This is a genomic window from Actinoplanes sp. L3-i22 (genome assembly GCF_019704555.1).
Lineage (GTDB): Bacteria > Actinomycetota > Actinomycetes > Mycobacteriales > Micromonosporaceae > Actinoplanes.
In genome coordinates this window covers 6,916,622-6,941,419 of record NZ_AP024745.1, presented here as the reverse complement: position 1 = coordinate 6,941,419, position 24,798 = coordinate 6,916,622, and the positions used below count along the sequence as shown (strand labels likewise).

Sequence of the window (24,798 nt, the reverse complement as noted above, 5' to 3'; positions counted from 1 at the left end):
GCCCACTTTCGGTGGGCGTCAGCCGGCGATCGGCCGCACTGCCCGGGTGGAGACCTCCCACAGCCGGGCGGCGCGCTCCGGGTCCACGGCGTAGGCCGCCACGCCCCGCCGGATGCCGGGCTGATGCGGGCCGGCCACCTGGCAGTCCTCGAAGTAGCGCCCGGTCACCCCCTCGACCAGCGGTGACGCGGCCAGCAGCACCGAGGTCGCGGCCCCCTGCGGAATGTCCTTCACGGAGACCCCGGTGGCCCCGGCCGGGTCGAACGACGCCGGCGGGACGGCCAGGTGCCGGCTCAGGTTCGTGCCGGCGATCCGCCCCGGGTTCAGCGCGTTCGCCGTGATCCCGTCGCCCGCCCAGCGCTCGGCCGCCGCCACCGCGAACAGGACGTTGGCGGTTTTCGACTGTCCGTACGCCTGCCACGGGTCGTACGGCCGCCGCTGGAAGTGAAGGTCGTCGAAGTCGACGTCGCCGTTGATGTGGCCGACCGAGCTGACCGCGACGACCCGGGCGTCCCCGGCGGCGGCGAGCGCGTCGTGCAGCCCGAACGCGAGCGCGAAGTGACCGAGATGGTTCGTCGCGAACTGCATCTCCCAGCCCTCGGCGGTCCGCAGCTCCGGGGTGGCCATGATCCCGGCGTTGTTGACCAGGATGTGCAACGGCCCGGCCCAGCCGGCCGCGAACCGGGCGACCGAGGCCTGGTCGCTCAGGTCGAGCGCCCCGACGCTCGCGAACGAGCCGGCGGCGCGGCGCCCGGCCTCGACGTCGCGCACCCCGATCGTCACCTCGGCGCCCGCGGCGGCGAGGACCCGCGCGGTCTCCAGCCCGATCCCGGACGCGCCGCCGGTGACGACGGCGCGCCGGCCGGTCAGGTCGACCCCGGCCAGGACCTCGGCCGCGGTGGTGGTGGCTCCGAATGCCATGAGCTGCTCCTTCGGTGTTACCGTGACTAAGCGGACCCGGGTCCGCTTACGTCGACGATAAGCGGACCCCGGTCCGTTTAGCAAGGGGACCTTCGTCATGCGCGCGGATGCCCGCAGCAACCACGACCGTCTGCTGGCGGTCGCCGCCGCCGCGTTCGCCCGGGAGGGCACGGGCGCGTCGCTCAAGGCGATCGCCCGGGAGGCGGGCGTCGGGATCGGGACCGTCTACCGGCGCTTCCCGACCCGGGAGGCGCTCGTCGAGGCGGTCTACCGGCAGGAGATCGAGCGCACCTGCGCGGCCGCCGACGAGCTGCTCGCGGAGGCTCCCGGGGCGGAGGCGCTGCGCCGCTGGATGGAGCTTTTCGTGGACTTCATGGCGACCAAGCGCGGCCTCGGCGAGACGCTGCGGGCGGCGCTGACCTCGGCGGAGGACCGGCAGCAGACCCGCGACGAGCTCGTCGCGGCGATCGGCCGGCTGCTCGGGGCCGGGGTCCGGGAGGGCACGCTCCAGGCCGGGGTGGACCCGCGTGACCTGCTGATGTCGCTCGGCGGGATCACGCTGATCGCGGCCGAGGAACGGCAGCGGGACCTCGCCACCCGCCTGATCCACCTGCTCCTGTTCGGCGTCCTCAACCCGGCCGGCGCGACCCGCCCGGGGTAGCCCGCACGGGTCCGGCCGCGGCCGTTGGCGCTGCGCCTTGCGCGGGGCTCGGGCGCTGGTCAGGGGCGGCGGGTGCGTTCCGGGCGGTGCGGCCAGGGCCAGACCAGCAGGTTGGCCGGCAGGTCCGCGGCCGCGATCTCGTACCCGCCACCCACCACGTCGAAGCGGAGCAGCAGACTCGGGAAGCCGGCCGCCCGGGGCGCGAGCAGCACGTGCCCGGGATCCTCCCAGAGCGGCGCCAGCCGATGGTCCACCACGTCACCGAGCCCGGCCGGCAGCTGATGGCGGCGCCACCCGTCCTGATCCTGGATCGACAGCCCGGCCGGCCGCCCGCTGCCCCCGCAGGACCGCCGGGCCCCGCGAGCCGGATAGTGCGGATGCCGCGGCGTGTTCGGGCCGTCCCACCCACTGGTCGGCGGCAGCTCGCCGGCCGGGACCGGGGCCGGATCGCCGGCCGACCAGCGCATCGGCTCGCGCCCCTCGAACCAGACGGTGTCCGCCGTGACCCCGGTGATCCGCAGCTCGTCGTCGCCGGCGCCGAGCGGCAGCGTCTCCCGGCTGCCGTCCCGCAGGTCGATCAGCACCAGGTCGCCGATCGTCGGCTGGTAGATCGCGCACACCGTGCCGTCCCGGCTGATCTGCAGGTCGTGCGCGTCCGGGCTGAGCTCGACGTCGCCGCCGTCCCACCGGACCAGCGCGGCCCGGTTGTCCCGGTCGCCGGACGGCTGGAGCACCCCGCCGAGGACGATCACCCCGGCCGCGGTCTCGACCATGGCGTCGACGATCGGCAGCGGGCTGCGCCCGATCACCGCCGGCGCGCCGCTGCGGGGCAGCGTGATGTCGCCGCCGACCAGGTAGCCGAGGCGCGGCGGATCGCCGGTCGGCAGTTCGAGCGAGTGGGCCACCGGCGCTCCGGGGCGGTTCCGGTCGACGCCGACCAGTTCCAGCGGCGCGGCGGCGTCGGTGACATCGCCCTGCACGCGCAGGTTCGCGGCCGCGGCGTCGCTCAGCACCGCCGCGATCACGCCGGGCTCGACCAGCGCCTCGCCGGCGAGCCGCGCGATCGTGGTCACCAGCCGCCCGCCGGGCGACCAGGACACCAGCGCGAACACGTCGTCGTCGACCCGCACCGCGCGCGGGCCCGAGGCGGACGTCTCGCCGGCCCGGTCCGGCGCCCGGACCAGCCATCGAGGACGGATCACCGGGCTCGCCGGCCACACCCGGACGATCCAGTGGCCGCCCTCGTCCCCGGCCGGTCGGCGGCACACCCGCACGCGATAGTCACCCGGCCCGGCGCCCAGCTCGATCCCGGTCCGGGCCGGTCCACCGGTGGTCGTCGTGAAACCGAGCAGACCCGTCAGGCTCCGGTACGGCGTCTCCAGCACATCGAGCCACCCCGCGCTCTCCGGCTCCGGCGCCCGGTCGTGCGCCTCGATCCGGACCCGCTGCCGGTCCTCCCCGGCGTGCAGCTCCAGCCATCCCGCGCCGGCCCGGGCGACCGTCCCGGCCAGCCCGCCGGCGTCCCGCGCGAGCAGACCGGCCCGGACGTCCCCGGCGCCGTCCCCGGCGTCCCGGATCACGACGTGCCCGAACTCCGGCCGGTACTCGTCCTCGTACAGCGACGCGATGACCCCCACGGCTCGACCCTATGCGCGGGCCCGGGGCCCGGGACGGCTTTCCGGGGAGCGGGGCGGGGCTACCGCCGTACCGCCGGAAAATTCGCGGCCGGGAGAGGGCGGCGGACCCGGACCACGGCGGAGGTCAGCTGACCGGGATGCCGTGGTGCTGCAGCAGGCCCATCAGGTTGTCGAGGAACGGGTCGCGGCCGTCGACGACGGCGACCGGGATCGCGATCGGCTTGGCCTGGCGCGGGACGAGCGCGTAGCTCAGCAGCCGGCCGCGGTCCTCGCCACGGGTCTGCAGAACCGGCTTCAGCTCGGTCACCTCGGGCCAGGTGTAGGCCTGCACCCGCCCGTTGCGGCGGTGCACGAACCCGTTGGCGAAGACGTGGAACGACTGGGCGCCGACGATGAACACCCGCAGGCCGCTGACGATCAGGAAGACCGCGCTGAAGCAGAAGACCAGCGCGATGACGTGCAGCACCTCCCAGAAGAAGCCGTCGCTGTCCTGACCGAGATAGCTGAGCAGGACCAGCAGGCCGATCGAGGCGGCCGCGGCCAGCAGCAGGCCGGCGCCCCGGGTCACCGGATTGGCGAGCTTGCGGCTGTCGACGCGGTGACCCAGGCCCCGGGACAGGGCGAGCGCGGTCACGTCGGCGGACGGTTCCTCGGCGACGGGTTGCATGGATTCCCCCTTGGTGACGAAAGTTCGGTATCCGGGTGTACCGCGGGGGGTCGCGCCGGGTTCACGGTGCCGCTCATCGTCGTACATTGATGCATTGGCCCTTCTCCACGAAGCCCTTCTCCAGCGACGAAGGAGGCCCGTCTCGTGAACCCGGACCGGACTCAGGTGTTGCGGCTGCTCTGCGACACCGTGGTTCCCCCCATCGACCATCCCGATGACGCCGACGGCTTCTGGGCGCGCCGCGCCACCGACGTCGGCGCCGACCTGGGCGTGCTCGCGACCATCGCGGCCATGCCCGCCGACCAGCAGGAATCGGTCGGCCTGCTGCTGGACGCGCTGGCCGCCCAGGGCTTCCTGACCGCGGCCCAGGCGCAACGGGAGCAGATCCTGGGCGCGGCCGGGCCGGCGGTCACCCCGCTGACCAGCCTGGTGCTGCTGCTGACGTACGGCATGCCGGACGTCACCGGCCGCAATCCGAACTGGAGCCGCCTCGGCTACCCCGGCCCGGCCGCCCGCCCACCGGTCCCGGAGAAACGGCCGATCACCCCGCTGCGCCCGACCGCCGACCTGGACCTCGACGCGGACGTCGTGGTGATCGGATCCGGCGCGGGCGGCGGCCTGATCGCCGGGCGACTCGCGGCCACCGGCGCGCGCGTCGTCGTCCTGGAGGCGGGCCGATATCGCAGTGAGAGTGACTTCCGGCAGTTGGAACTCGCCGCGTACCAGCAGTCGTACCGGCGGGGCGGCCCGACGCCGACCGCCGACCAGAACATCACGCTGATGACCGGCTCCGGGCTCGGCGGCGGCACCGTGATCAACTGGACGAACTGCATCCGGACCACCGACCGGGTCCGCCGGGAGTGGGCGCACGAGCACGGGCTCACCGACCTGGCCACCCCGGAGTTCGACCGGCACCTGGACGCGGTGTGGCGCGAGCTGTCCGTGACCGGTCAGTGTTCGCAGTTCAACCGGGCGCACGAGGCGATGAGCCGGGGCGCGGAGGCGCTCGGCTGGTCGTTCGCGACGGCGTTCCGCAACTGGGACGAGAAGCGGCACGACGTGCTGGTCGCCGGCGGCCTCGGGTTCGGGGATCCGTCCGGGGCGAAGCAGTCGACGCTCAAGGTCTACCTGGAGCCGGCGGTCGTGTCGCACGGCGCGCGGGTGATCGACGGGTGCTCCGTAGAACGGATCGTGACCGAGAACGGTCGGGCTGCCGGAGTCGTGGGCGGGTGGACCAGTGAGGACGGTTCGCGGAGCTTCGCGGTCACGGTGCGGGCGCCGGTCGTCGTGGTGGCGGCCGGGGCGCTGGACTCGCCGGGCGTGCTGCTGCGCTCCAGGATCGGCGGGCCGGCGGTCGGGGACCACCTGCGGCTGCATCCGTGCACGGTGACGCTCGGTGACTACGGGACCGACATGCGGGGCTGGTGGGGGCCGCCGCAGGCCGGGCTCGTCAACGAGTTCGCGGCGGTCGAGGACGGCTACGGCTTCCTGATGGAGAGCGTGCAGTACACGACCGGGCTGGGGGCGTCGGCCGTGCCGTTCACCACCGGGGCCGAGCACAAGCAGGCGATGGCGGACTACCGTAACTACGGATCGTTCATCGGGTTGGTGCGGGATCGCGGGCACGGGCGGGTCGGCTCGGATGGTTCGGCCTTTTACGAGATAAAAGACGATTTGGACGTACGGAACAGTCAGCGCGCGATCGAGGCCCAGATCCGTCTGCACCACGCCGCGGGCGCCCGGGGGATCCGGTTCCTCGCGCGGGGCGTGCCGTCGTGGACCTTCGGGGAGGACTTCGACGGCTTCGTCGCGCAGGCCCGGGAGATTCCGCTGCGCGCGGGCGGTGCGGTGCTCTTCTCCGCCCACCAGATGGGCAGCTGCCGGATGGGCACCGACCCGTCCACCAGCGTCGCCGACCCGCGTGGCGAGCTGCACGACACCCCGGGCGTCTGGATCGGCGACGGTTCGGCGTTCCCCACCTCGTCCGGCACCAACCCGATGATCACCATCATGGCCCTGGCCTCCCGAACCGCCGAACACATCACCCAAGCCACCCCATAGCCCAGCCCCACCCCGGCAGCCCGCGCGCCGTGCCCGCGCGCCGTGTCCGCGCGCCGTGTCCGCGCGCCGTGTCCGCGCGCCGTGTCCGCGCGCCGTGTCCGCGCGCCGTGTCCGCGCGCCGTGTCCGCGCGCCGTGTCCGCGCGCCGTGTCCGCGCGCCGTGTCCGCGCGCCGTGTCCGCGCGCCGTGTCCGCGCGCCGTGTCCGCGCGCCGTGTCCGCGCGCCGTGTCCGCGCGCCGTGCTCGTGCGTCGTGCCCGCGCGTCGTGTCCGCGCGCCGTGCTCGTGCGTCGTGCGTCGTGCGTCGTGCGTCGTGCCCGAGCCCGTGCGCCGTGCTCGCGAGTCGTGCCCGTGCTCGCGAGTCGTGCCCGGGCCCGTGCGTCGTGCCCGTGCCCGTGCCCGTGCTCGCGAGTCGTGCCCGGGCCCGCGCGCCGTGCCCGGGCCCGCGCCAGCTCTCCCACCCAGCCCCGCGCGCCCCGCGCGGTCTCGGCTGGTGGTGAGGGCTGTGTCGCGGGCCAGGGCTCGCCGCCTCGTGGGCCGGGGCAGGTTGTCCCGGGCCGGGCCGGGCCGTCGTGTCGCAGGCAGGGGCCCGCCCACCGGGGGTTCCCCCGCCCTCGAAATCACGCTATCGAAGCCGGCCTTGATCATGTAGACGGCCTGTGGACAACCCTCTGGTGTGGATAACCCGATGGGCCGGCATTCACGGGTTTAGGGTCTTTGGGCTTGACCCGTTTCGACGGACAGGGTCGATGAGTTGATCTTCAAGCTACCTTGAGAGTAGGTAGCAGGTTGATGACGGTGCCGCCTTCGTAGGCGGCGGGGCTGAGGTAACCGAGGCTGGAGTGTCGGCGGCGGGTGTTGTACCAGCCTTCGACGTACTCGAATATCGCCTGACGGGCGGCCTTGTGGGTAGGCCACGTCTGTCGGTGGATCAACTCGGTCTTGATCGTGGCGAAGAACGACTCGGCGACCGCATTGTCCCAGCACTGACCGCGCCGACCCACGCTCAGGCGTACGCCGTGCCGCTGCGCGAGGCAGGCGTGCTGCGCGCTGGTGTATTGACAGCCGCGATCGGAGTGAAAGACCAGTCCGTCGGCGGGCCGGCGGCGGGCCAAGGCGTCGGTCAGCGCGGCGTCGACCAGGTCGGTCTTGAGATGGTCGGCCACCGCCCAGCCCACGACGCGGCGTGACGCCAGGTCGATGACGGTGGCCAGGTACAGCCAGCCTTCCCACGTGTTGATGTAGGTGATGTCGCCGCACCAGCGGGTATCGACCGCCGTCGGGTCGACGGTGAAGTCGCGGTCGACCAGGTCCGGGCGGGCACCGGCGTTCGGGTCCGGGATCGTGGTGGTCTTCCAGCGGCGCGGGCTCTTACCCCGGACTCCGGCGGCCCGCATGCGGCGGGCGATGCGTTTACGGCCGTGCCGCAGTCCGGCCGCGGCCAGTTCGGCGTGGATACGCGGCGCGCCGTAGGTGCCGTTCGACGCCGCGTGCACCGCGATGATCTGCTCGGTCAGCCGGGCGTCGGCCCGGTCCCGGGTGGACTGCTCGCCGCGGGCGTGCTGGTAGTAGGCGGACCGGGAGACCTCGAGCAGTTCGCAGGCACGTTTGACGTTGTGCTTGCCGGCCTGCTCCGCGCCGATGAACGGATACACGTTCACCGGGTCTCCCTCGCGAAGAAAGCCGTCGCCCGCTTCAGGATGTCCACGTCCTGCTGCAGCCGGCGGTTCTCCGCCCGTAGCTGGGCGAGCTCGGCTCGTTCGTCGCTGGTCAGCCCGTCTGAGCGAGTCCCGGTGTCGAGTTCGGCCTGCTTGACCCAGGACCGCACCGCGGTCTCAGCCAGATCGAAATCCCTGGCCACCTGCCCGACCATGCGGTCACCACGCTGACACAACTCGACAATCTCGGCCTTGAACTCCGGCGTGAACGCCCGCCGCGGCCTCGATCGCTTCTTTCCCACGCTCTCCATGATGCTGGACATCCTCCCGGAGACCCCAGGTCCCCTGATCTTGGATGTCCGTCAAAACGGGGCAGGCCCACTTTGCAAGCGCGCCCACCCACGGACATCGCCCTTGCGGGTTTCGCGTTCTTGGCCGCCTCGCGGCCCTGCGAAGCCCGCAAGGGTCCCCGCGGGAGCGACGATCAGTTATTGGCCGCAGCCGGGGCAATGAAGAATTTGATCTTGATCTGTTATGTGCGGGGATGCCACCCGCCGGCGCGGGGTCGCAGAATGTGCGGCATGGACCTACGGCCTGAGCTGCGGCTGCCCGAGATCGCGCCGGAGCGGCTGGACGCGCTGGGCGCCGCGATCGAGCGCATCGGCGAGCTGATCGAGACCGGACAGCGGGCCGAGGCCGACGCGGCGATCGCGGCGTTCAACGCGGACACCGGCGGAGACTACGACCCGTACTTCTTCGCCTGCTACTGGGAGTCCATGAGCCTCGAGGAGGCGGCGTTCGGTGCGGCGCTGCCGGTCTGGCCGAAGGTCGACGGCATCACCCGCGACGAGTTGATCGAGCTGGTCCGGCGGGTGCAGGTGGGCGAGGAGAACGCGGGCTGGTTCGATCACGTGCTCGAGGCCAATGTGCCCTACTTCCGGGTGCATGACGTCCACCGGCATCCGGAGGGGATGACGCCGGCCGGGATCGTCGACGCGGCGCTGGCCTGGCGGCCGATGGCGCTGTGAGGCCGCCCCCGGCGGATCCGGGGGCGGCGTGAGTTGTGACGCCGCCCCCGGCGGATCCGAGGGCGGCGTGAGTTGTGAGGCTGCCCCCGGCGGAACCGGGGGCGGCGTGATGAGAAACGGTCAGTGGGCGAGGGCCCACTCCAGGGCCTTGTCGGCGATCCGCTCCCAGCCCGGCTCGGCGCAGGTCCAGTGCGAGCGGCCGGGGAACTCCACGTACTCGGTGACGGTGTTCGCGGCCTTGTAGTGGTGGGCGTTCGACTTGTTCACCGACGGCGGCATGATGTGGTCGGCGCCGCCGGCGATGAACAGCAGCGGGGCGCGGTTCTCGTTGTGGAAGTCGACCCAGGTCTCCTGCTTGCCGGGCTTGAAGTTGGCGATCAGGCCGTAGGACCAGACCCAGGAGCCCGGCGCCGGGATCGCGTAGCGCTCGTAGGCGGCGAGTGAGTCCGATTCCGACAGCGTGTTGGTGAACGCGTAGTGGAACTGGTCCGGGGTGAAACCGGCGGCCTGGTGGCGCTTCGCCGGGTTGTTCAGGATCGGGAACAGCGACTTGAGCTGCGACGGCGGGCTGACCCGGATGCCCTCCGGCGGCGCCGAGTCGATCACCACGCCGGCCGCGCCGTGGCCGCGGTCGAGCAGCATCTGGGTGAGCGTGCCGCCGAACGAGTGTCCGATGATGATCGGTTTCTCGGGCAGCGCGGTGATGATCTTCTCGAGGTGCGCGACGGTCTCCGGGACGGTGGCCGTGGCGATCGGGGTCGGGTCGGCGCGCAGGGCCTCGACCTCGACCTCGAAGCCCGGGTAGGCCGGGGTGAGCACGGTGTGCCCCTGCGCCTCGTAGTACGGGACCCAGTGCTCCCAGCTGCGCGGGGTCATCCAGAGGCCGTGGACCAGAACGATCGTGCTCATGCGTGGTACTCCTTGAGGAAGCTCAGCAGGTCCTCGCCGAGCCGCGGCTGGTGGGTGCCGGTGCGGCCGTAGCGGATCCGCGTACCGTCGGCGGTGGTCACGAAGCTCATCGGGCGGCCTTCCGGATCAGGTCGGCCGTGACCCGAGGCTGCGAGATCATGGCGACGTGCGAGGCGCTGACCTCGACCTTGTGGCCGCCGGCGCGAGCCGCCATGAAGCGCTGCGCGGCCGCCGGGATCAGCTGGTCGTCGCGGGCGACCAGGAAGTACGACGGGATCTCCCGCCAGGCCGGCGGCCCGGACGGGGTGCCGAGCGTGGACAGGTCACCGGGCCGCTGACCGGCGGCCATCACGTCGGTGACCGAGCGCGGCAGGTCGGCGGCGAACACCTCGCGGAACCGGTCGGCCTTGACGTAGCCGTCGGCGCCGGCCGGGTGCTGACGGATCTCCAGGGCGGTCTGGTCGAGCTTGCTGCCCGGGTACTTGAGCTGCAGGTCCTGCACGGTCTCCCCGGCGTCCGGAGCGAACGCGGCCACGTAGACCAGGGCCTTCACGTGGGATTTGCCGGCCGCGGCGTTGGTGAGCACGAAGCCGCCGTAGGAGTGGCCGGCCAGGACGACCGGCCCGTCGACGGTGTCCAGGAACGAGGCGAGGTACGCCGCGTCGCCGGTGACGCCGCGCAGCGGGTTGGCGGGCGCGAGGACCCGGTAGCCGTCGTGCTGGAGGAGGCGGGCGACGTCGTTCCAGCCGGACGCGTCGGCGAAGGCGCCGTGGACCAGCACGACGGTGGGTTTCTGTTTGGGTGAAGCCGCGGCGGGCGCCCCGAGGAGGGCGCCGGACGCGACCGCCGCGGAGCCGGCGATCAGGTTACGGCGTGTTGGCATGCCCTTACGCTGCATGATCGGCGGATCGGCGGGCATCAGTAGGTTTACTGCAACGGCAACCAGTGCAGCCGGTCGCCGAGTCCGTCCGGCGCGGCGGCGAACGCCCGCTCGACCGCGTCGCGGCCCTGACTGAAGTGCGACCAGCCCTCGTAGTGCACCGGGATGATCGTCCGGGGCCGGACCAGGCGGCACAGCTCGACGGCGTCGGTCGCGGTCAGGCTGTAGTGCAGCCCGCCGGTGACCGGGAACGTCACCGCGCCCAGGTGCAGCAGCACCGTGTCCACGGTGAACCGCCGCGGCACCTCGCGCACGCCGGGATAGAGCACGGTGTCGCCGGTGACCCAGAGGATGCCGTGCTCCTGGCTGTCCCACTCCAGCGCGAAGCCGATCACCTGACCGACGATCGGCCCGCTCAGCGCGGGTCCGTGCCGGCACGGGGTGGCGGTGACGCGGATGCCGGACCGGTCCGGGTCATGCAGCGTGGTGGACTCCCAGGCGCTGAGGCCATGCCCTCCGACGCGGCGGGCGCCCGCCGGCGTGGTGATCACGAGCGGTACCCCGGCCAGGAACTCGCGGCCGCGATCGTCCAGGTTGTCGGCGTGGTGATCGTGGCTGAGCAGCACCGCGTCGACCGGCCCGACGTCGGCGGGGCTCAGCGCCGGCCCGGTCTGCTTGCGGGAGCCGGTGCCCCAGCCGAACGAGTACCGGCGGCCCGGCGGGTCGAACGTCGGATCGGTCAGGATCCGCCACCCGCCGACCTCGATCAGCGCGGTCGGGCCCCCGATATGCGTCACTCGTACGTCTTTCATGCCCCGACCATGCACGGCCCGTCCGGCCCGCGCATCCGTAACTTCACTGCGTCATGTGACCGCATTCGGAACGGCTTGTTTACAGCGAGACATTTACGTTTTACGATCCTGTAACGCTAGCGAACGCACATAATCGCGCACAAGCGCACGCAGGAGGACTTCGTGCAACGTCGTACGCTCCTGGCCGCAGCAGCCGTCGCCCCCTTCGCAGGCGCCACCGCCGCTCACGCCGCCACCCCCGGATACGTCACGAACCGCGCCCCGCTCCAGCCCGATGCCTTCCTGCGACTCCCGCCCGGCGCCACCCGGGCCGGCGGCTGGCTGGCGACCCAGTTGAACTACCAGCTCACCGGCATCAACGGCCGGATGACCGAGATCTCGCACTTCCTGCAGTACGACAACACCGGCTGGGTGCACCCGAATCTCGGCGGGTGGGAGGAGTTGCCGTACTGGCTGAAGGGTTTTTCGAGTCTGGGTTTTGTCACCGGGGACTCGCGGGTGCAGACCGAGACCACGCGGTGGATCAACGGCGTGCTGGCGACGCAGGCGAGCGACGGCTATTTCGGGCCCACCGCGCTGCGGACCAGCCTCGGCGGCGGGCCGGACTTCTGGCCGCACATGCCGATGCTGCACGCGCTGCGGTCGTACGCCGAGTACACCGCCGACAGTCGGATCGTGCCGTTCTTCACCCGGTTCTTCCAGTTCGTTAACGCCCAGGGCGCGGGCGCGTTCAACCAGAGCTGGGGCAGCCTGCGCTGGGCGGACACCCTGGAAGTGGTGTTCTGGACGTTCAACCGGACCGGCGACGCGTTCCTGCTCGACCTGGCCCGCAAGATCCACGCGAACTCGGCGAACTACGTGAACAACCTGCCGTCGCTGCACAACGTGAACCTGGCCCAGGGGTTCCGGGAGCCGGCCGTCTACTCGATCCTCAGTGGCGACGCGGGCCACCGGCAGGCCAGCTACAACGACTACAACCAGATCATGAACACGTACGGGCAGTTCTCCGGTGGCGGCTTCGCCGGGGACGAGAACGCCCGGCCCGGCTTCGGCGACCCGCGCCAGGGGTTCGAGACGTGCGGGATCGTCGAGTTCATGGCCAGCCACGAGATGCTGACCCGGATCACCGGCGACCCGGTGTGGGGCGACCGGACCGAGGATCTCGCGTTCAACTCGCTGCCCGCCTCGCTCGACCCGCAGCAGCGCGGGATCCACTACATCACCAGCGCGAACAGCATCGCGCTGCGGGACGCGCCGGGACGGGCCGGGCAGTTCCAGAACGGGTTCGCGATGCAGGCGTACATGCTGGGCATCGACAACTACCGGTGCTGTCCGCACAACTACGGGATGGGCTGGCCGTACTACGTCGAGGAGATGTGGGTGGCCACGCCGGACGGCGGGCTGGCGGCGACCCTGCACGGGCCGGCCACGGTGACCGCCAAGGTGGGGGACGGGACCACGGTGTCGATCAAGGCGGACACCGCGTATCCGTTCGGGGACACCATCACGTACACGGTGACCACGCCGAAGTCGCTGGCGTTCCCGGTCTACCTGCGCGTCCCGGCCTGGTGCGCGAGTCCGGCGCTGACCGTGAACGGGGCGGCGGTGAGCGCGGGCGCCGGACCGGCGTACGCGAAGATCTCCCGGACCTGGAACACCGGCGACAAGATCGTGCTCCGGCTGCCGATGCAGGCCCGCACCCGGACCTGGACGGCGAACCACAAGTCGGTGTCGGTCGGCTTCGGCGCGCTGACGTTCTCGCTGGCCGTCACGGAGAACTGGACGCAGACCGGCGGCACGGCGACCTGGCCCACCCGGGAGGTCCGGCCCGGCTCGGCCTGGAACTACGGGCTCGACGGGGCCACCCAGTTCGCGGTGACCACCGGGCTGGGCAACGTCAACGACCCGTTCACGCCCGCCACCGCGCCGATCCGGATCACCACGCCGGCCCGGAAGATCCCCGGCTGGACCGCGGACGCGGACACCATCGTCACCCCGCTGCAGGACAGCCCGACGCCGTCGGCCGAGCCGGTCGAGCAGGTCACGCTGATCCCGATGGGCGCGGCCCGGCTGCGGATCACGTCGTTCCCGACGATCGGCGCCGGCACGCCCTGGCAGGCCGCCGGGGTCGCCTTCCGGATCCAGAACCAGCACAGCGGCAAGGTGCTCGGCGTGGCCGGCATGTCTACCGCGAACAGCGCCCGGGTGGTGCAGTTCGGCGACACCGGCACGGCCGATCACCTGTGGCGGTTCGTGGACAACGGCGACGGCTGGCTGAAGATCCAGAACGTCAACTCCGGGAAGCTGCTCGGCGTCGACGTGATGTCCACGGCCGACTCCGCGCAGGTCGTGCAGTACGAGGACAGCGGGACCGCCGACCACCTGTGGCAGGTGGCCGACAACGCCACCGGCTACGTGCGGATCCGCAACAAGAACTCGGGCAAGGTGCTCGCCGTCGCGGGGATGTCGACGGCGGACTCGGCGAACGTGGTCCAGTTCGCCGACAACGGCTCGGCCGACCACAACTGGCGGCTGATCCCGGACGGGACGGTCAAGCTGCAGGCGACGCACTCCGGTCAGGTGCTCGCGATCAACAACATGTCCACCGCGAACGGGGCCCAACTGCAGCAGTACCCGCCGGTCGGATCCGCCGACCACGTCTGGAAACTGCAGGACGCCGGCGGTGGCTTCTTCGCGATCGTCAGCAACCTGGACGGCAAGTGCGTGGACATCGCCGGGCAGTCGACGGCGGACGGCGCCAAGGCCGTGCAGTGGGACTACGTCGGCGGAACGAACCAGCAGTGGCGCCTGGCCTGGACCGCGACGAATGTCTTCGCCGTCGTCGCCCGGCACAGCGGAAAGGTTCTCGAGGTCCAGGGCCAGTCCACCGCGAACAGCGCGGACGTCGGCCAGTGGCCCGACCTGGGCCTGGCCAACCAGCGCTGGCGAATCATTCCTTCGTAAAAACCTTTCTCCGGTACGGGGGAATCGGGCGCGCGGCGCACTGCCCGGCGAGAGTGGCGGTGCGCCGCACGGCGAGGGGGAAATTCCGTTAAACCAGCCTCCCGGCTGATTTTCGGGTGAGACCGTCAGGCCGACATCGACGGATCATCAGTTTCGTGGGCGGCTGCCATGGCACCTTTCGTGAAGTCTTCATCGACGGCTCCGGAATCCGGCGGGACGACCTCGGCACGACCGACGGTCGACGCGCGCGGGGCGCTGCGCCGGACGCTGACGTTCGTCGTCGCGCTGGGCGCGCTGCTCGGGTTCGCGCGCTCCGGGCAGGGCACGCTGACCGTCTGGGTGGTGTTCGCGATCTTCGTGGCGGCCGCCACGGTCTGGGTCCGCGGGCAGTACGCGGACAGCCTCGACGGCAAGCAGTGGGTGATCCCGTACCGGGCCGGGAAGGTCCTGCTCGGCGTGGCGGTCCTGCTCCTGGCCTTCTTCTTCACCCCGTGGCCGGATCTGGGCGACAACGGGCTGCTCGGCATCTGCGGGGTGGTGCTGATCTACCTGGTGGCCGGGTCCGCGCTCACCCAGGCACGGCAGACCTGCTCGGTCCGGGTGCTGGGACGGGAGTTCTCGGCGCGCCGCTGCGGGGTCCGGCTGACCGTCGCCGGGCTGGTGCTGGCGCTGGCCGGCGCGGTGCTGCTGGCCTGGTCCACCTGGATCGTCGGCGCGGTGCTGCTCGCCGTCGGGGTGGCCGGGCTGATCCCGGTGGGCATGGGGCTCGGATCCGAGCAGGCGATCCGATGGCTGTGCCGGACGGACGACGCGACGCGCCGGCTGTGGGCGCTCGGGGGCGGCGGGGCCGTGCTCTACCTCGGAGCCTCGGTGAGCGCGGTCCGGGTCTCGGATTCGGACTGGCTGGCCCCGGTCCTGGTGGTGCTGGGACTGTTCGTGGTCGCGCTGGTGTCGATCACCCACGCCGATGTCGCCGCGGTGATGGCGGGCGTGGCCCTGATGGGCATCACCCCGCCGACGCTGCCCGGCAGCGACACGCCACAGCCGACGGCGGGCGCGTCCAACGTGCTCGTCGCGCTCGGTGACTCGTACATGTCCGGGGAGGGCGCGTCGGTCTTCTACGACGAAGGCGACGCCGGGCGGAACCGGCCGAGATGCAATCGGGCGCCGACCGCCTGGGCCGTGCTGATCACCCAGGACGACCGGAGGTTCGACGGGTTGACGTTCCTGGCCTGCGCCGGTGCCCGGCAGACGGACGTGGTGCGGCAGGTCAGGGAGTACACCGACGACCCGATGCACGGGCACTACCGGCCCGGGCTGGTGGTGCTGAGCCTGGGCGGCAACGACGCCGGCTTCGCGAAGATCGCCGAGGCCTGCCTGGCGCCGGGCGACTGCACCGAGATCAGCAGGATCTGGCTGGGGATGATCCAGCAGGTGCCGGGTGAGCTCGACCAGGCCTACGCCGCGGTGGACCGGGCATTCCCCGGCGTGCCGGTGGTCGTGGTGCCCTACCCGCAGCCGATCCGGTACACCGGGGAGCCGTGCGATCAGGTCGCCTTCTCGCTGAGGGAGCAGGCCTTCCTCCATCAGTTCACCGACGACCTGAACCAGGCGATCCGGGCCACCGCCCAGGAACACGGGTTCTACTACCTCACGGACATGCGGGACGCGCTGGTCAACGACCACCTCCAGCTGTGCGACTCGGTGAACGGCCGGCGGGCCGGGATGAACTTCCTCGGGCTGCGGTCGGTGCACGGGCACGCCGAGGAACGCTTCAACCCGAGCAACTGGATGCACACCAGCCTGCATCCGAACGAGCGCGGCCACCTCGCCATGCGCCGGGTCTTCCGGACCTGGCTGAGCGAGAACGAGCCGGAGCTGCGCCGGGCGGCGCGGACCACCCGGATCCCGAGGGTGGCGGACCCGGACCCGGTGCCGTGTGACCTGGAGACGTGCAAGGAGCAGGCCCGCCGGTGGGAGGCGCATCAGGTCGGGCGGCGGCTGCTGCGGGGCGGCGTGGGGCTGCTGGTCGCCGGGGCGGCCGGGGGTGCCTGGCTGATGGCGGTGGCGTTCTTCGCGTATCGGCGGCGCGCGCTGGCCGCATGCGGCTGAACCTCCCGTAAGGGGGAATCGCCGGGCGATGTGGACCGCCCGGCGATCGGCCGCTCCTAGCGTCTGAGCTGCTGATATCTCAGAGGTGGAGGAACACGGTGAGGATGCTGGCGACGACCCTTCTGATGGGCGTGCTCGCGGCGGGCGTACCGCAGTCCCCGGCGGTCGCGGCCGAGGGCGACTATTACGCGGCAGCGCGCGGCCTGCACGGCGCCGCGCTGAAGGAGACGCTGCACGACATCATCTCCAGCCGGGTGACGACGCTGTCGTACGGGAAGGTCTGGGACGCTCTCGAGGAGACCGACCGGGACCCGGCGAACTCCCGGAACGTGATCGGCATCTACTCCGGGCGGAGCATGCCCTGGACGAATCACGGTGGCGGGGGAAACCAGTGGAACCGGGAGCACGTCTGGGCCAAGTCGCACGGCGACTTCGGCACCGCCCCGGGACCCGGCACCGACGTGCACCACCTGCGGCCGGAGAACGTGCTGGTCAACTCGGAGCGGAGCAACCTCGACTTCGACGAGGGCGGGCATCCCGCCCGCTACGCCCCGAACAACAACCTGGACGACGACTCGTGGGAACCGCGGGACGAGGCCAAGGGCGACGTCGCCCGGATGATCTTCTACATGGCGGTCCGCTGGGAGGGTGACGCCGGCAGCCCGGACCTGGAACCGGACGACCGGACCAGCCGGGGCAAGGACCCGCGCATCGGGCGGATCTCGGCGCTGCTCGAGTGGAACGACGAGGACCCGCCGGACGCGTTCGAGAAGAACCGCAACGAGGTCATCTACCAGCACTGGCAGCACAACCGGAACCCGTTCATCGACCACCCGGAGTGGGTCGACGACATCTACTGATCGAGCGGGAGCGCCTCCAGCGCCGCCCGCAACTGGGCCCGGCCGGTGATCCCCAGCTTCGGGAAGATCCGGTACAGGTGGGAGCTCACCGTCCGGTGCGACATGAACAGCCGCTGGCCGATCTCCCGGTTGGTGAGGCCGGCCGCGGCCAGCATCGCGGTCTGCAGCTCCTGCGCGGTCAGCTGCTCGCCCGACGGGGTCGCGCGGCCGGCGCTCTCCTCACCGGCCGCGCGCAGCTCCTCGCGGGCCAGCCGGCCCCAGGCGGCCGCGCCGAGCGCGTCGAAACCGTCGCGGGCGGCGCGCAGCGGGACGCGGGACTCCAGGATGCGGCGGGTGCGGCGCAGCCACGAGCCGTGCGCCAGCTGCAGCCGGGCCCGGTGGACCGGCCACGGGCCGAGATCCATGGCGAGGGCTTTCCCATAGGCCGCGGCTGCGCTCGGCTCCGGGCTGAGAACGGCTTGGGCGTACGCGAGGGAGCGCGCCAGCATCGGCGACGGGAACCGGGCGGCCCGCTCCGCCGAGCGGGCGAGCAGGTCGTCGGCCTCGGGGCGGCGGTTCGCCCGTACGGCGGCATCAGCGAGGTCTGGGAGCGCCCAGCCGCACATGTCCGGATGATGGGTGTCGTCCTGCGGGTCGAAGACCCGCAGCAGCAGGTCCAGCGCCTCGTCGTGGCGGCCGGCCGCGTTCGCGGCGACCCCGCGCGCGTGCTGGGCGGCGTTGGCGACGAACCGCACGCCGACCACGAGCGGGCTGGCCAGCACCGACGCGGCGAGCCGGACCGCGGTCTGGTCGTTGCCGTACATCGCCTCCTGCAGCGCCTGCGCGGAGCGGGCCGCGACGATCCAGAAGTGGTCGCCGATCTCCTCGGCCAGCGACTCGGCCTCCTCCAGATCGGCCCGGACCGCGGGCCAGCGGCCCAGCCAGAGCCGGATGAACCCGGTCGACGACAGGTTCCGGGCCAGCAGCGCGGCCCGGCCCTGGGTGCGGTAGCCGGCCGAGGCGGTGCCCATGAACGACGACGCGGTGACGAAGTCGCCGAGGATCAGCGCCGCCCCGCCGAGGAAGCGCATGCCGTCCACGTCGGTCCGGTCCGGCACCAGCGCGGGCAGCTGCCGCAGCACGCCGGGCCCGTGCACGTCCGGCTGGGCGTACGCGGCGATCGCCAGCGCGGCCGGCTCGTCGGCGGCCAGGCCGAGCTTGCCGAGCACCGCGGTCACCCGGACGCCGGCCGCCGACGGCAGCCCGGCCCACCAGCAGCGCGACGCGGCCCGCCAGCACAGCATGCCGGCCAGCTCGGGGTGCCCGCCGGCGAGCGCGTCCAGGGCCAGGTCGCAGAGCAGGTCGAGGCGGCCGGTGTCGCGGAAGTCGCCCGGCTCCACGATGTCCCGGACCAGGGCGAGCCGGGCCCGGTCGGCGGTGTCGCCCTGCCGCGGGTCGGCCTTGGCGACCAGCTGCACCGCGATCTGCCGGTCGAGCAACTGGGAGGCGAGCTCGGCGGCGCGCAGCAGCAGCGACGAGCGGCGGGCCGGATCCGCGGTCAGCTCGGAGGCCCGGTCCAGGTCGGTCACCGCGACGCCGAGCGCGCCGCGCTCCAGCGCGCGGCCGGCGGCCGCCTCCAGCTCGGCGCTGACCTGCTCGTCCGGGCCGAGGGTGGCGGCGCTGCGGTGCCAGGCGCGCCGGTCCGGGTCGTCGGCCAGGGCGTCGGCGAGCGCGGAGTGCACGGTCAGCCGGGCGATGTCGCCGGCCGCCCGGTAGACCGCGGACCGGACCAGCGGATGCCGGAAGCGCAGCCGGCGATCCTGGATCTGGAGCAGGCCGGCGTCGATGGCCGGCTGGATCGCGGTCGCCGCGACGGGCGTCCCGGTCAGCGCCTGCGCGGCGGCCAGCAGGGCGGGCAGCGGGCAGCCGGAGTCCGCCGAGAACGCCGTGACGACCGCCCGGGCCGGGTCGTCCAGCTGCGCGAACCGGTCGGCGAACGCCGACTCCAGGCGCTCGTTGAGCGGCAGCAGCTCGGGCAGCCCGGTGCCCGGGGTGAGCACCCGCGGCAGCTCGACCAGGGCCAGGGGATTGCCGGCGGCCTCGGCCAGGACGCGGTCGCGCAGCCCGGGGGAGAGGCCGGGGGCGTGGTCGGCGAGCACCCGCCCGGCCGCGTCGTCGTCCAGCTCGGCCAGGCGCAGCTGGCCCAGGCCGGTGCCGGCGAGCACGCCGGTGTGCTGCGCGCGGACCGCCATCATCGCGGCGATCGGCTCGACGGTCAGCCGCCGGGCCACGAAGACCAGCACGTCCAGGGTCTCCGGGTCGAGCCAGTGCGCGTCCTCGGCGACGATCAGCAGCGGGGTGCGGGCGGCCCGGTCACCGAGCAGCTCCAGCACGGCCAGCCCGACGGTGAACAGGTCCGGCCAGGCGTCCTCCTGCCCGAACGCGCCGCGCAGCGCCCGTTGCAGGCGCGGGGTGAGCGCCGGCACGTTGCCCAGCAGCGGGCCGAGCAGCTGGTGCAGCCCGGCGAACGGCAGCGCCTTCTCCGCCTCGGCGCCGTTGGTGGTCAGCACGGCCATCCCGGCCTCGGCGGCCGCGGCCCGCGCGGCGGTGAGGAGCATCGTCTTGCCGATCCCGGCGTGGCCGCGGACCACCACGGCGGCGCCCCGGCCGGCCCGGGTGCCGGCCAGCAGCCGCTCCACCACGGACATCTCGGCGTCCCGGCCGCGCATCACCTGGTGCGCGGCGTCCAGCTCCAGCACGGACTCAACCCTAGGATCCGAGGGAGGGTTCTCGGGTCCGTCGATCTCGTAGTCGTGCGCGCCGACCGCGTAGTCGTCCGCGCGGATCACGTAGTCTGCGGCGGTGCTGCTGGGACGCGACGTGGAACAGGCCGCTCTGACCGACCTCCTCGACCGGGTCCGCGGCGGGATGAGCCAGGTCGTGGTGCTGCGCGGGGAGGCCGGGATCGGCAAGACCGCGCTGCTCGACGCGGTCGCCGGGGCGGGCGCCGACCTGCGCGTGCTGCGGGTCGCCGGGGTGGAGGCCGAGGCCGGGTTCCCGTTCGCCGCCCTGCATCGGCTGCTGATCGCGTACGTCCAAGATCTTGAAGGTTTGCCGGGCACCCAGCGCGAAGCGCTGTCGGTGGCCTTCGGGCTGGCCGACGGCCCGGCGCCGGACCGCTTCCTGGTCGGCCTCGCGGTGTTGTCGCTGCTGGCCGGGGTGGCCGCGGACGGGCCGGTGCTGTGCTGTGTGGACGACACCCAGTGGCTGGACCGGGAGTCGCTGAACGTGCTCGCGTTCGTCGCCCGGCGGGTGCACGCCGAGGGCATCGGCCTGGTCCTGACCGTCCGCACCGGCACCGGCGACGTGGCCGTCCTGGCGGGACTGCCGGTGCTGGCGGTCGAGGGGCTGCCGGCGGCCGACGCGCTGGAGCTGCTGCGCTCGGTGGTGACCGGCGTGCTCGACCCGAAGGTGGCCGGGCAGATCGTCACCGCGACCCGCGGCAACCCGCTGGCGATCACCGATCTGTCCGCGTCGCTGACCGGCAACCAGCTGGCCGGGGCGCTGCTGCTGCCCGAGCCGCTGCCGGTCGGCAGCCGCCTGGAGGCGCACTACCTGGAACAGGTGCGGGACTTCCCGCGGTCCACCCAGACCTGGCTGCTGGTCGCGGCCGCCGAACCCCAGGGCGATCCAGGGTACGTGACCACGGCCGCGGCCGGGCTCGGCGTCGCCCCGGAGGCGGCCGACGAGGCCGAACGCGCCCGCCTGGTCACGCTCGGCACCGAGATCCGCTTCCGGCACCCGCTGGTCCGCTCGGCGATCTACGGCGGCGCGACCAGTTCCGAGCGCCGCGCCGCGCACCGGGCCCTGGCCGCCGCGACCGGGCGGGCCGCCGACGCCGACCGGCGGGCCTGGCACCGCGCGTCCGCGACCCTGCAGCCGGCCGAGGAGGTGGCCGGCGACCTGGTCGCGGCGGCCGGCCGGGCCGCCGACCGGGGCGGCTACGCGGCCCGCGCGTCGTTCCTGGCCCGGGCCGCCGAGCTGACCCCGGACGACCGGGACCGGGCCGGGCGGCTGCTGGCCGCGGCCGGCGCCGCGCTCACCTCGGGCGCGCCCACCCAGGCCGGGGTGCTGCTGGACGGCATCGACCCGGCCCTGCTGGACGCGGTCGGGCAGGGCAACCGGCTGATGCTGCGGGCGCAGACCGCGATGGCGCTCGGCGGCGAGCGCGGCATGGCGCCGATCGCCGCCACCTGCGTCGCCGCCTACCAGGCGTTCCGGCCGGTCGACCCGGACCTGGCCCGGGGCGCGCTGGTCGGCTCCCTCGACTACGGGATGCGCGCCGAATACCTGATCGAGGGCACCGACCTGGGGCAGCTCGCCGGCGTGTGGGCGGGCCGCCCGGAGCGCGGGGAGACCGTCACCGACCTGCTGCTGGACGGCTTCGCCGAGCTGATCGGGACCGGCTACGCCGCCGGGGTGCCGATCCTGGCCCGGGCCGGGGCGGAGCTGGCCGGTGGCGAGGTGTCCGACGCCGACCTGCTGACCCACTTCACGCCCGGGGTGACCGCGTGCAGCCGGTACTGGGACGACCGGACCCGGGAGCGGATCCTGCGCCGGACGGCCGTGGTGGCCCGGCGGACCGGCGCGCTGCACATGCTGGAGATGGCGCTGTACGCGACCGCCCTGCACGAGACCACGCTCGGGCGGCTGGACAGCGCCGACGAGCTGCTCCTGGAGGTGCACGAGCTGCGCGACGCGGTGGCCGGGACGCCGTACATGTGGGAGGTGTACCGCAGCGGCGAGCAGGTCGGCTGGCGGGCGCCGGACGACGCCCGGGACCGTCTCGACCGGGCGTACCAGGCCGGGGTCTGGCTCGGGATGGGCTCGGCCGCCGGGATCGGCACGATCGGGCGGATCATCCTGGACCTCGGGCGGGGCGACTTCGGGTCGGCGGCCCGCGTCGCCACCGAGCTGATCGAGCCGGACTGGGCGAACGTCTACACCCGGGTGCTGCCGGACCTGGTCGAGGCCGCGGCCTACGCCGGCGACCGGGACCGCGCGGCGTGGGCGCTGGCGCTGCAGACCGAGCGGGCCACGGTCAGCGGCACGCCGTGGGCGCTCGGTCTGCTCGCCCGGTCGCGGGCGGTGCTGGCCGGGCCGGGCGAGGCCGAGGAGCTGTTCCGGTCCGCGATCGATCAGCTCGGCCGGACCGCCGCGGTCAGCGACCTGGCCCGGGCCCACCTGCTCTTCGGCGAGTGGTCCCGGCGGCAGCGCCGGCGCAAGGACGCGAGAGATTCCCTGCGTACGGCGTTGACCCGGTTCGAGGACATCGGCGCGCCGGCGTTCGCCGACCGGGCCCGGCAGGAGTTGCTCGGCACCGGCGAGACCGCGCGCCGGCGCGACGTGGGGAGCGCCGGCGAGCTGACCACCCAGGAGGCCGCGATCGCCGCGCTGGCCCGGGACGGCCTGACCAACCCGGAGATCGCCGAGCGCCTGTTCGTCAGCGCCAGCACGGTCGACTACCACCTGCGCAAGGTGTTCCGGAAACTCGGCATCGAGTCCCGCCGCCAGCTAGGCCGGGTCCTCTGACCGGTGCGGGTCGGCCGTGGTGTGCGGCAGGCCGGCCAGGGTGAGCACGTGCTGGGCGAGGCTGCCGGCCGGCGCGTACATCCGCAGCGCCGGCGAGCGGTAGAGGACCGCGACCGCGGCGCTGGCCAGGTGGGTCACCGCGGACAGGTCGACGACCAGGTCGTGGGTGCCGCCGAGGGTGAGCCGGCCGAGCTCGGCGGCGAGCCGGTCGGTGTTCACCGCGTCCAGCGGCCCGTGCACCGCCAGCCGGTTGCCGGGCGCCGCCGGCTCGCCCCGGAACAGCGTGGCCGGCTGCGGGTCGGCCGGCCGGAACGCGGCGCCGTGGCTGATCTCGCCGGTGGTCAGCAGCGTCGCCGGGCAGGACAGCCGGCGGCGCACGGTGATCGTGGTGCCGGCCGCGCCGTGGTCCAGCCGCAGGTCGTCGACGAGCCCCGCGGTCATCGCCAGGCCCAGCCCGTGGTCGCGGCGGAAGTCCTCGTCGCCCGGCTTCTCCCGGGCCTGCCAGCGGCCGTCGTCGGCGACCGCCAGCCGGGCGACGCCGTCGGTGCCCAGGTCGGCGCTGACCGTGACGGTGCCGCCGCCGGTGTCCGGGTGGCTGTGCTCGGCGGCGTTGGTGACCAGCTCGACCGCGGCGTGCGCGAACGCGGACAGGTCGGCCTCGCCGGCGCCCTGGTCGAGCAGCCACCGCACCAGCGCGTCCCGGGCCGGGCGGACCACGCCGCGCTCGGCGGCCAGCGACAGCCGCAGCGGCGGCGCCGGGACGCGGCGCCGGGCGGCCAGCAGCGTGATGTCGTCGGTGTGCCCGGTCTGCCGGACGAGCAGCTCGATGCCGTGCAGGCAGACCCGCTCGACCGGGGTGAGCCCGGAGTCGTCCAGGCCGCGCCCGGCGACCGCGTCGATCGCCACCTGGGCCAGCTCGACGGTGGCCGCGGCCGGGGTCCGGCCCGGCCGCTCGACCAGGCCGTCGCTGTAGAGCAGCAGCACCTCGTCCGGCCCGAGCTGCGCCGTGGCGGTGGCGAAGGTGGCGCCGGTGCCCAGCGAGCCGGTCCCGGCGCAGGGCAGGTAGCGGCTCTCCCGCGGGCCGGCGATCAGCGGCGGCGGGTGCCCGGCCGAGCAGTGCACGAGCGTGCCGTCGGCCGGGTCGAGGACCACCACGCAGACCGTCGCGGCGCGGGCCGCGGGCACCCGCAGCGCCATCCGGTCGGCTGCGGCGATCGCGATCAGCGGGTCGCCGGTCTCGTCGAGCCGGTCGTGCAGCACCGCGCGCAGCTGCCCCATCGCCGCGGACGCCGCCACGCCGTGCCCGGCCACGTCGCCGACCACCAGCGCGACCCGGCCGCCCGGGACCGGCACCGCGTCGAACCAGTCGCCGCCGGCCGCGTCACCGGCCTCGGCCAGCAGGTAGCTGCCGGCGAGTTGCACCGACGGCAGGACCGGCAGCCCGGCCGGCAGCAGCTGCCGCTGCAGCGTGGTGATCAGCTCGCGGGCGTCCTCGTAGCGGCGGACCGCCTCGACGGTCTCCAGGTGCGCGCGCTGCTGCTCCAGGACCCGGTCGGTGGCGTCCAGCCCGAAATAGGTCAGCCCGGCGACCGTGCCGTCCGGCCCGAGGCGGGGCGCCATGGTGAAGTCGAAGTACATCTCGACGAGCTGGCCCGAGCCGGGGCCGCGCTCGACGTGCGCCCGCCAGCCCTGCCCGACCTGGGGGACCCCGGTCCGGTAGACCCGGTCGGCCATCTCGAACAGCTGCTGGCCGGCGCCCTCCGGGTACATCTGCGCCAGCGGCTCCCCGACGAAGTCGGACCGGCCCAGCGCCGCCCGGTAGGCCGCGTTCGCGGCGATCACCCGGTGCTCCGGCCCGGCCAGCCCGCACAACAGGGCCGGCGTGGACTCGAAGACCGCCCGGACGTCATCGGCCGCACCCACCCGTTCGTCCAGACCGTCCATCGTTCCTCCCCATTTCGCCCTGCTACATGATGAATTGTAGAGATTGTCATGTGCGGATGCCGCGCCGACGGGGCGGTACGATGCGGTCCTATCGCGTCAACGGCACGGGGGGTCCG

Annotated in this window: 17 protein-coding genes; 7 read left to right on the top strand and 10 right to left on the bottom strand. The window is 73.3% G+C overall.

Translation table 11 applies throughout. The annotated features are described in order from the left end of the window. Positions 1–18 precede the first annotated feature (18 nt). On the bottom strand, positions 19–921 hold the full coding sequence (locus L3i22_RS31235) for an SDR family NAD(P)-dependent oxidoreductase (protein ID WP_221321090.1): 903 nt from the start codon (positions 919–921) through the stop codon (positions 19–21). A gap of 97 nt (positions 922–1,018) precedes the next feature. On the opposite strand from L3i22_RS31235, the gene L3i22_RS31230 reads away from it, so the two are divergent. Then, a complete protein-coding gene (locus tag L3i22_RS31230; protein WP_221321089.1) occupies positions 1,019–1,582 on the top strand; it encodes a TetR/AcrR family transcriptional regulator in 564 nt (187 codons plus the stop codon). 59 nt (positions 1,583–1,641) lie between these two features. On the opposite strand, the gene L3i22_RS31225 is transcribed toward L3i22_RS31230, so the two are convergent. Both L3i22_RS31225 and L3i22_RS31220 read right to left on the bottom strand, forming a co-directional pair. Further along, on the bottom strand, positions 1,642–3,219 hold the full coding sequence (locus tag L3i22_RS31225; protein ID WP_221321088.1) for a hypothetical protein: 1,578 nt from the start codon (positions 3,217–3,219) through the stop codon (positions 1,642–1,644). Positions 3,220–3,343: 124 nt separating this feature from the next. Further along, on the bottom strand, positions 3,344–3,886 hold the full coding sequence (locus L3i22_RS31220) for a hypothetical protein (protein ID WP_221321087.1): 543 nt from the start codon (positions 3,884–3,886) through the stop codon (positions 3,344–3,346). A 144-nt stretch (positions 3,887–4,030) separates the two neighbouring features. Here L3i22_RS31220 and L3i22_RS31215 point away from each other — a divergent pair, with 144 nt between their 5' ends. Further along, a complete protein-coding gene (locus L3i22_RS31215; protein ID WP_221321086.1) occupies positions 4,031–5,947 on the top strand; it encodes an FAD-dependent oxidoreductase in 1,917 nt (638 codons plus the stop codon). 758 nt (positions 5,948–6,705) lie between these two features. On the opposite strand, the gene L3i22_RS31210 is transcribed toward L3i22_RS31215, so the two are convergent. Both L3i22_RS31210 and L3i22_RS31205 read right to left on the bottom strand, forming a co-directional pair. Then, positions 6,706–7,605 carry an IS3 family transposase gene (locus L3i22_RS31210; protein WP_221321085.1) on the bottom strand — a complete coding sequence of 300 codons (900 nt, stop codon included), beginning with the start codon at positions 7,603–7,605 and terminating at the stop codon, positions 6,706–6,708. After that, the gene (locus tag L3i22_RS31205) at positions 7,602–7,904 is read right to left on the bottom strand and encodes a transposase (RefSeq protein ID WP_221321084.1); all 303 of its coding nucleotides are present in this window, start codon (positions 7,902–7,904) and stop codon (positions 7,602–7,604) included. Before L3i22_RS31205 ends, L3i22_RS31210 begins: the two co-directional genes overlap by 4 nt. A 279-nt stretch (positions 7,905–8,183) precedes the next feature. On the opposite strand from L3i22_RS31205, the gene L3i22_RS31200 reads away from it, so the two are divergent. After that, positions 8,184–8,630, top strand: coding sequence for a hypothetical protein (locus tag L3i22_RS31200; protein WP_221321083.1), 447 nt, complete (start codon positions 8,184–8,186; stop codon positions 8,628–8,630). 120 nt (positions 8,631–8,750) lie between these two features. On the opposite strand, the gene L3i22_RS31195 is transcribed toward L3i22_RS31200, so the two are convergent. From L3i22_RS31195 to L3i22_RS31185, 3 genes are all read right to left on the bottom strand, one after another. Further along, the gene (locus L3i22_RS31195; RefSeq protein ID WP_221321082.1) at positions 8,751–9,539 is read right to left on the bottom strand and encodes an alpha/beta hydrolase; all 789 of its coding nucleotides are present in this window, start codon (positions 9,537–9,539) and stop codon (positions 8,751–8,753) included. Positions 9,540–9,645: 106 nt separating this feature from the next. Beyond that, positions 9,646–10,422, bottom strand: coding sequence for an alpha/beta fold hydrolase (locus L3i22_RS31190; RefSeq protein ID WP_221321081.1), 777 nt, complete (start codon positions 10,420–10,422; stop codon positions 9,646–9,648). Positions 10,423–10,466: 44 nt separating this feature from the next. Beyond that, on the bottom strand, positions 10,467–11,231 hold the full coding sequence (locus tag L3i22_RS31185; RefSeq protein ID WP_221321080.1) for an MBL fold metallo-hydrolase: 765 nt from the start codon (positions 11,229–11,231) through the stop codon (positions 10,467–10,469). Between the two features lie 162 nt (positions 11,232–11,393). On the opposite strand from L3i22_RS31185, the gene L3i22_RS31180 reads away from it, so the two are divergent. From L3i22_RS31180 to L3i22_RS31170, 3 genes are all read left to right on the top strand, one after another. Continuing rightward, positions 11,394–14,195 carry an RICIN domain-containing protein gene (locus tag L3i22_RS31180; protein ID WP_221321079.1) on the top strand — a complete coding sequence of 934 codons (2,802 nt, stop codon included), beginning with the start codon at positions 11,394–11,396 and terminating at the stop codon, positions 14,193–14,195. Positions 14,196–14,375: 180 nt separating this feature from the next. After that, entirely contained in the window at positions 14,376–16,307 is a 1,932-nt protein-coding gene (locus tag L3i22_RS31175; RefSeq protein ID WP_221321078.1) for a GDSL-type esterase/lipase family protein, read from the top strand. Positions 16,308–16,411: 104 nt separating this feature from the next. Further along, positions 16,412–17,167 carry an endonuclease I family protein gene (locus L3i22_RS31170; RefSeq protein ID WP_221330239.1) on the top strand — a complete coding sequence of 252 codons (756 nt, stop codon included), beginning with the start codon at positions 16,412–16,414 and terminating at the stop codon, positions 17,165–17,167. Here the strand turns inward: L3i22_RS31170 and L3i22_RS31165 are convergent. Beyond that, on the bottom strand, positions 17,161–19,905 hold the full coding sequence (locus L3i22_RS31165; protein ID WP_221321077.1) for an AAA family ATPase: 2,745 nt from the start codon (positions 19,903–19,905) through the stop codon (positions 17,161–17,163). The two genes, L3i22_RS31170 and L3i22_RS31165, sit on opposite strands and share 7 nt — an antisense overlap. A gap of 103 nt (positions 19,906–20,008) precedes the next feature. Here L3i22_RS31165 and L3i22_RS31160 point away from each other — a divergent pair, with 103 nt between their 5' ends. Then, entirely contained in the window at positions 20,009–22,738 is a 2,730-nt protein-coding gene (locus tag L3i22_RS31160; RefSeq protein WP_221321076.1) for a helix-turn-helix transcriptional regulator, read from the top strand. Here L3i22_RS31160 and L3i22_RS31155 read toward each other — a convergent pair. Further along, positions 22,721–24,682: a SpoIIE family protein phosphatase gene (locus tag L3i22_RS31155; protein ID WP_221321075.1), complete on the bottom strand. Its 1,962-nt coding sequence runs from the start codon at positions 24,680–24,682 to the stop codon at positions 22,721–22,723. The two genes, L3i22_RS31160 and L3i22_RS31155, sit on opposite strands and share 18 nt — an antisense overlap. Positions 24,683–24,798: the final 116 nt, after the last annotated feature.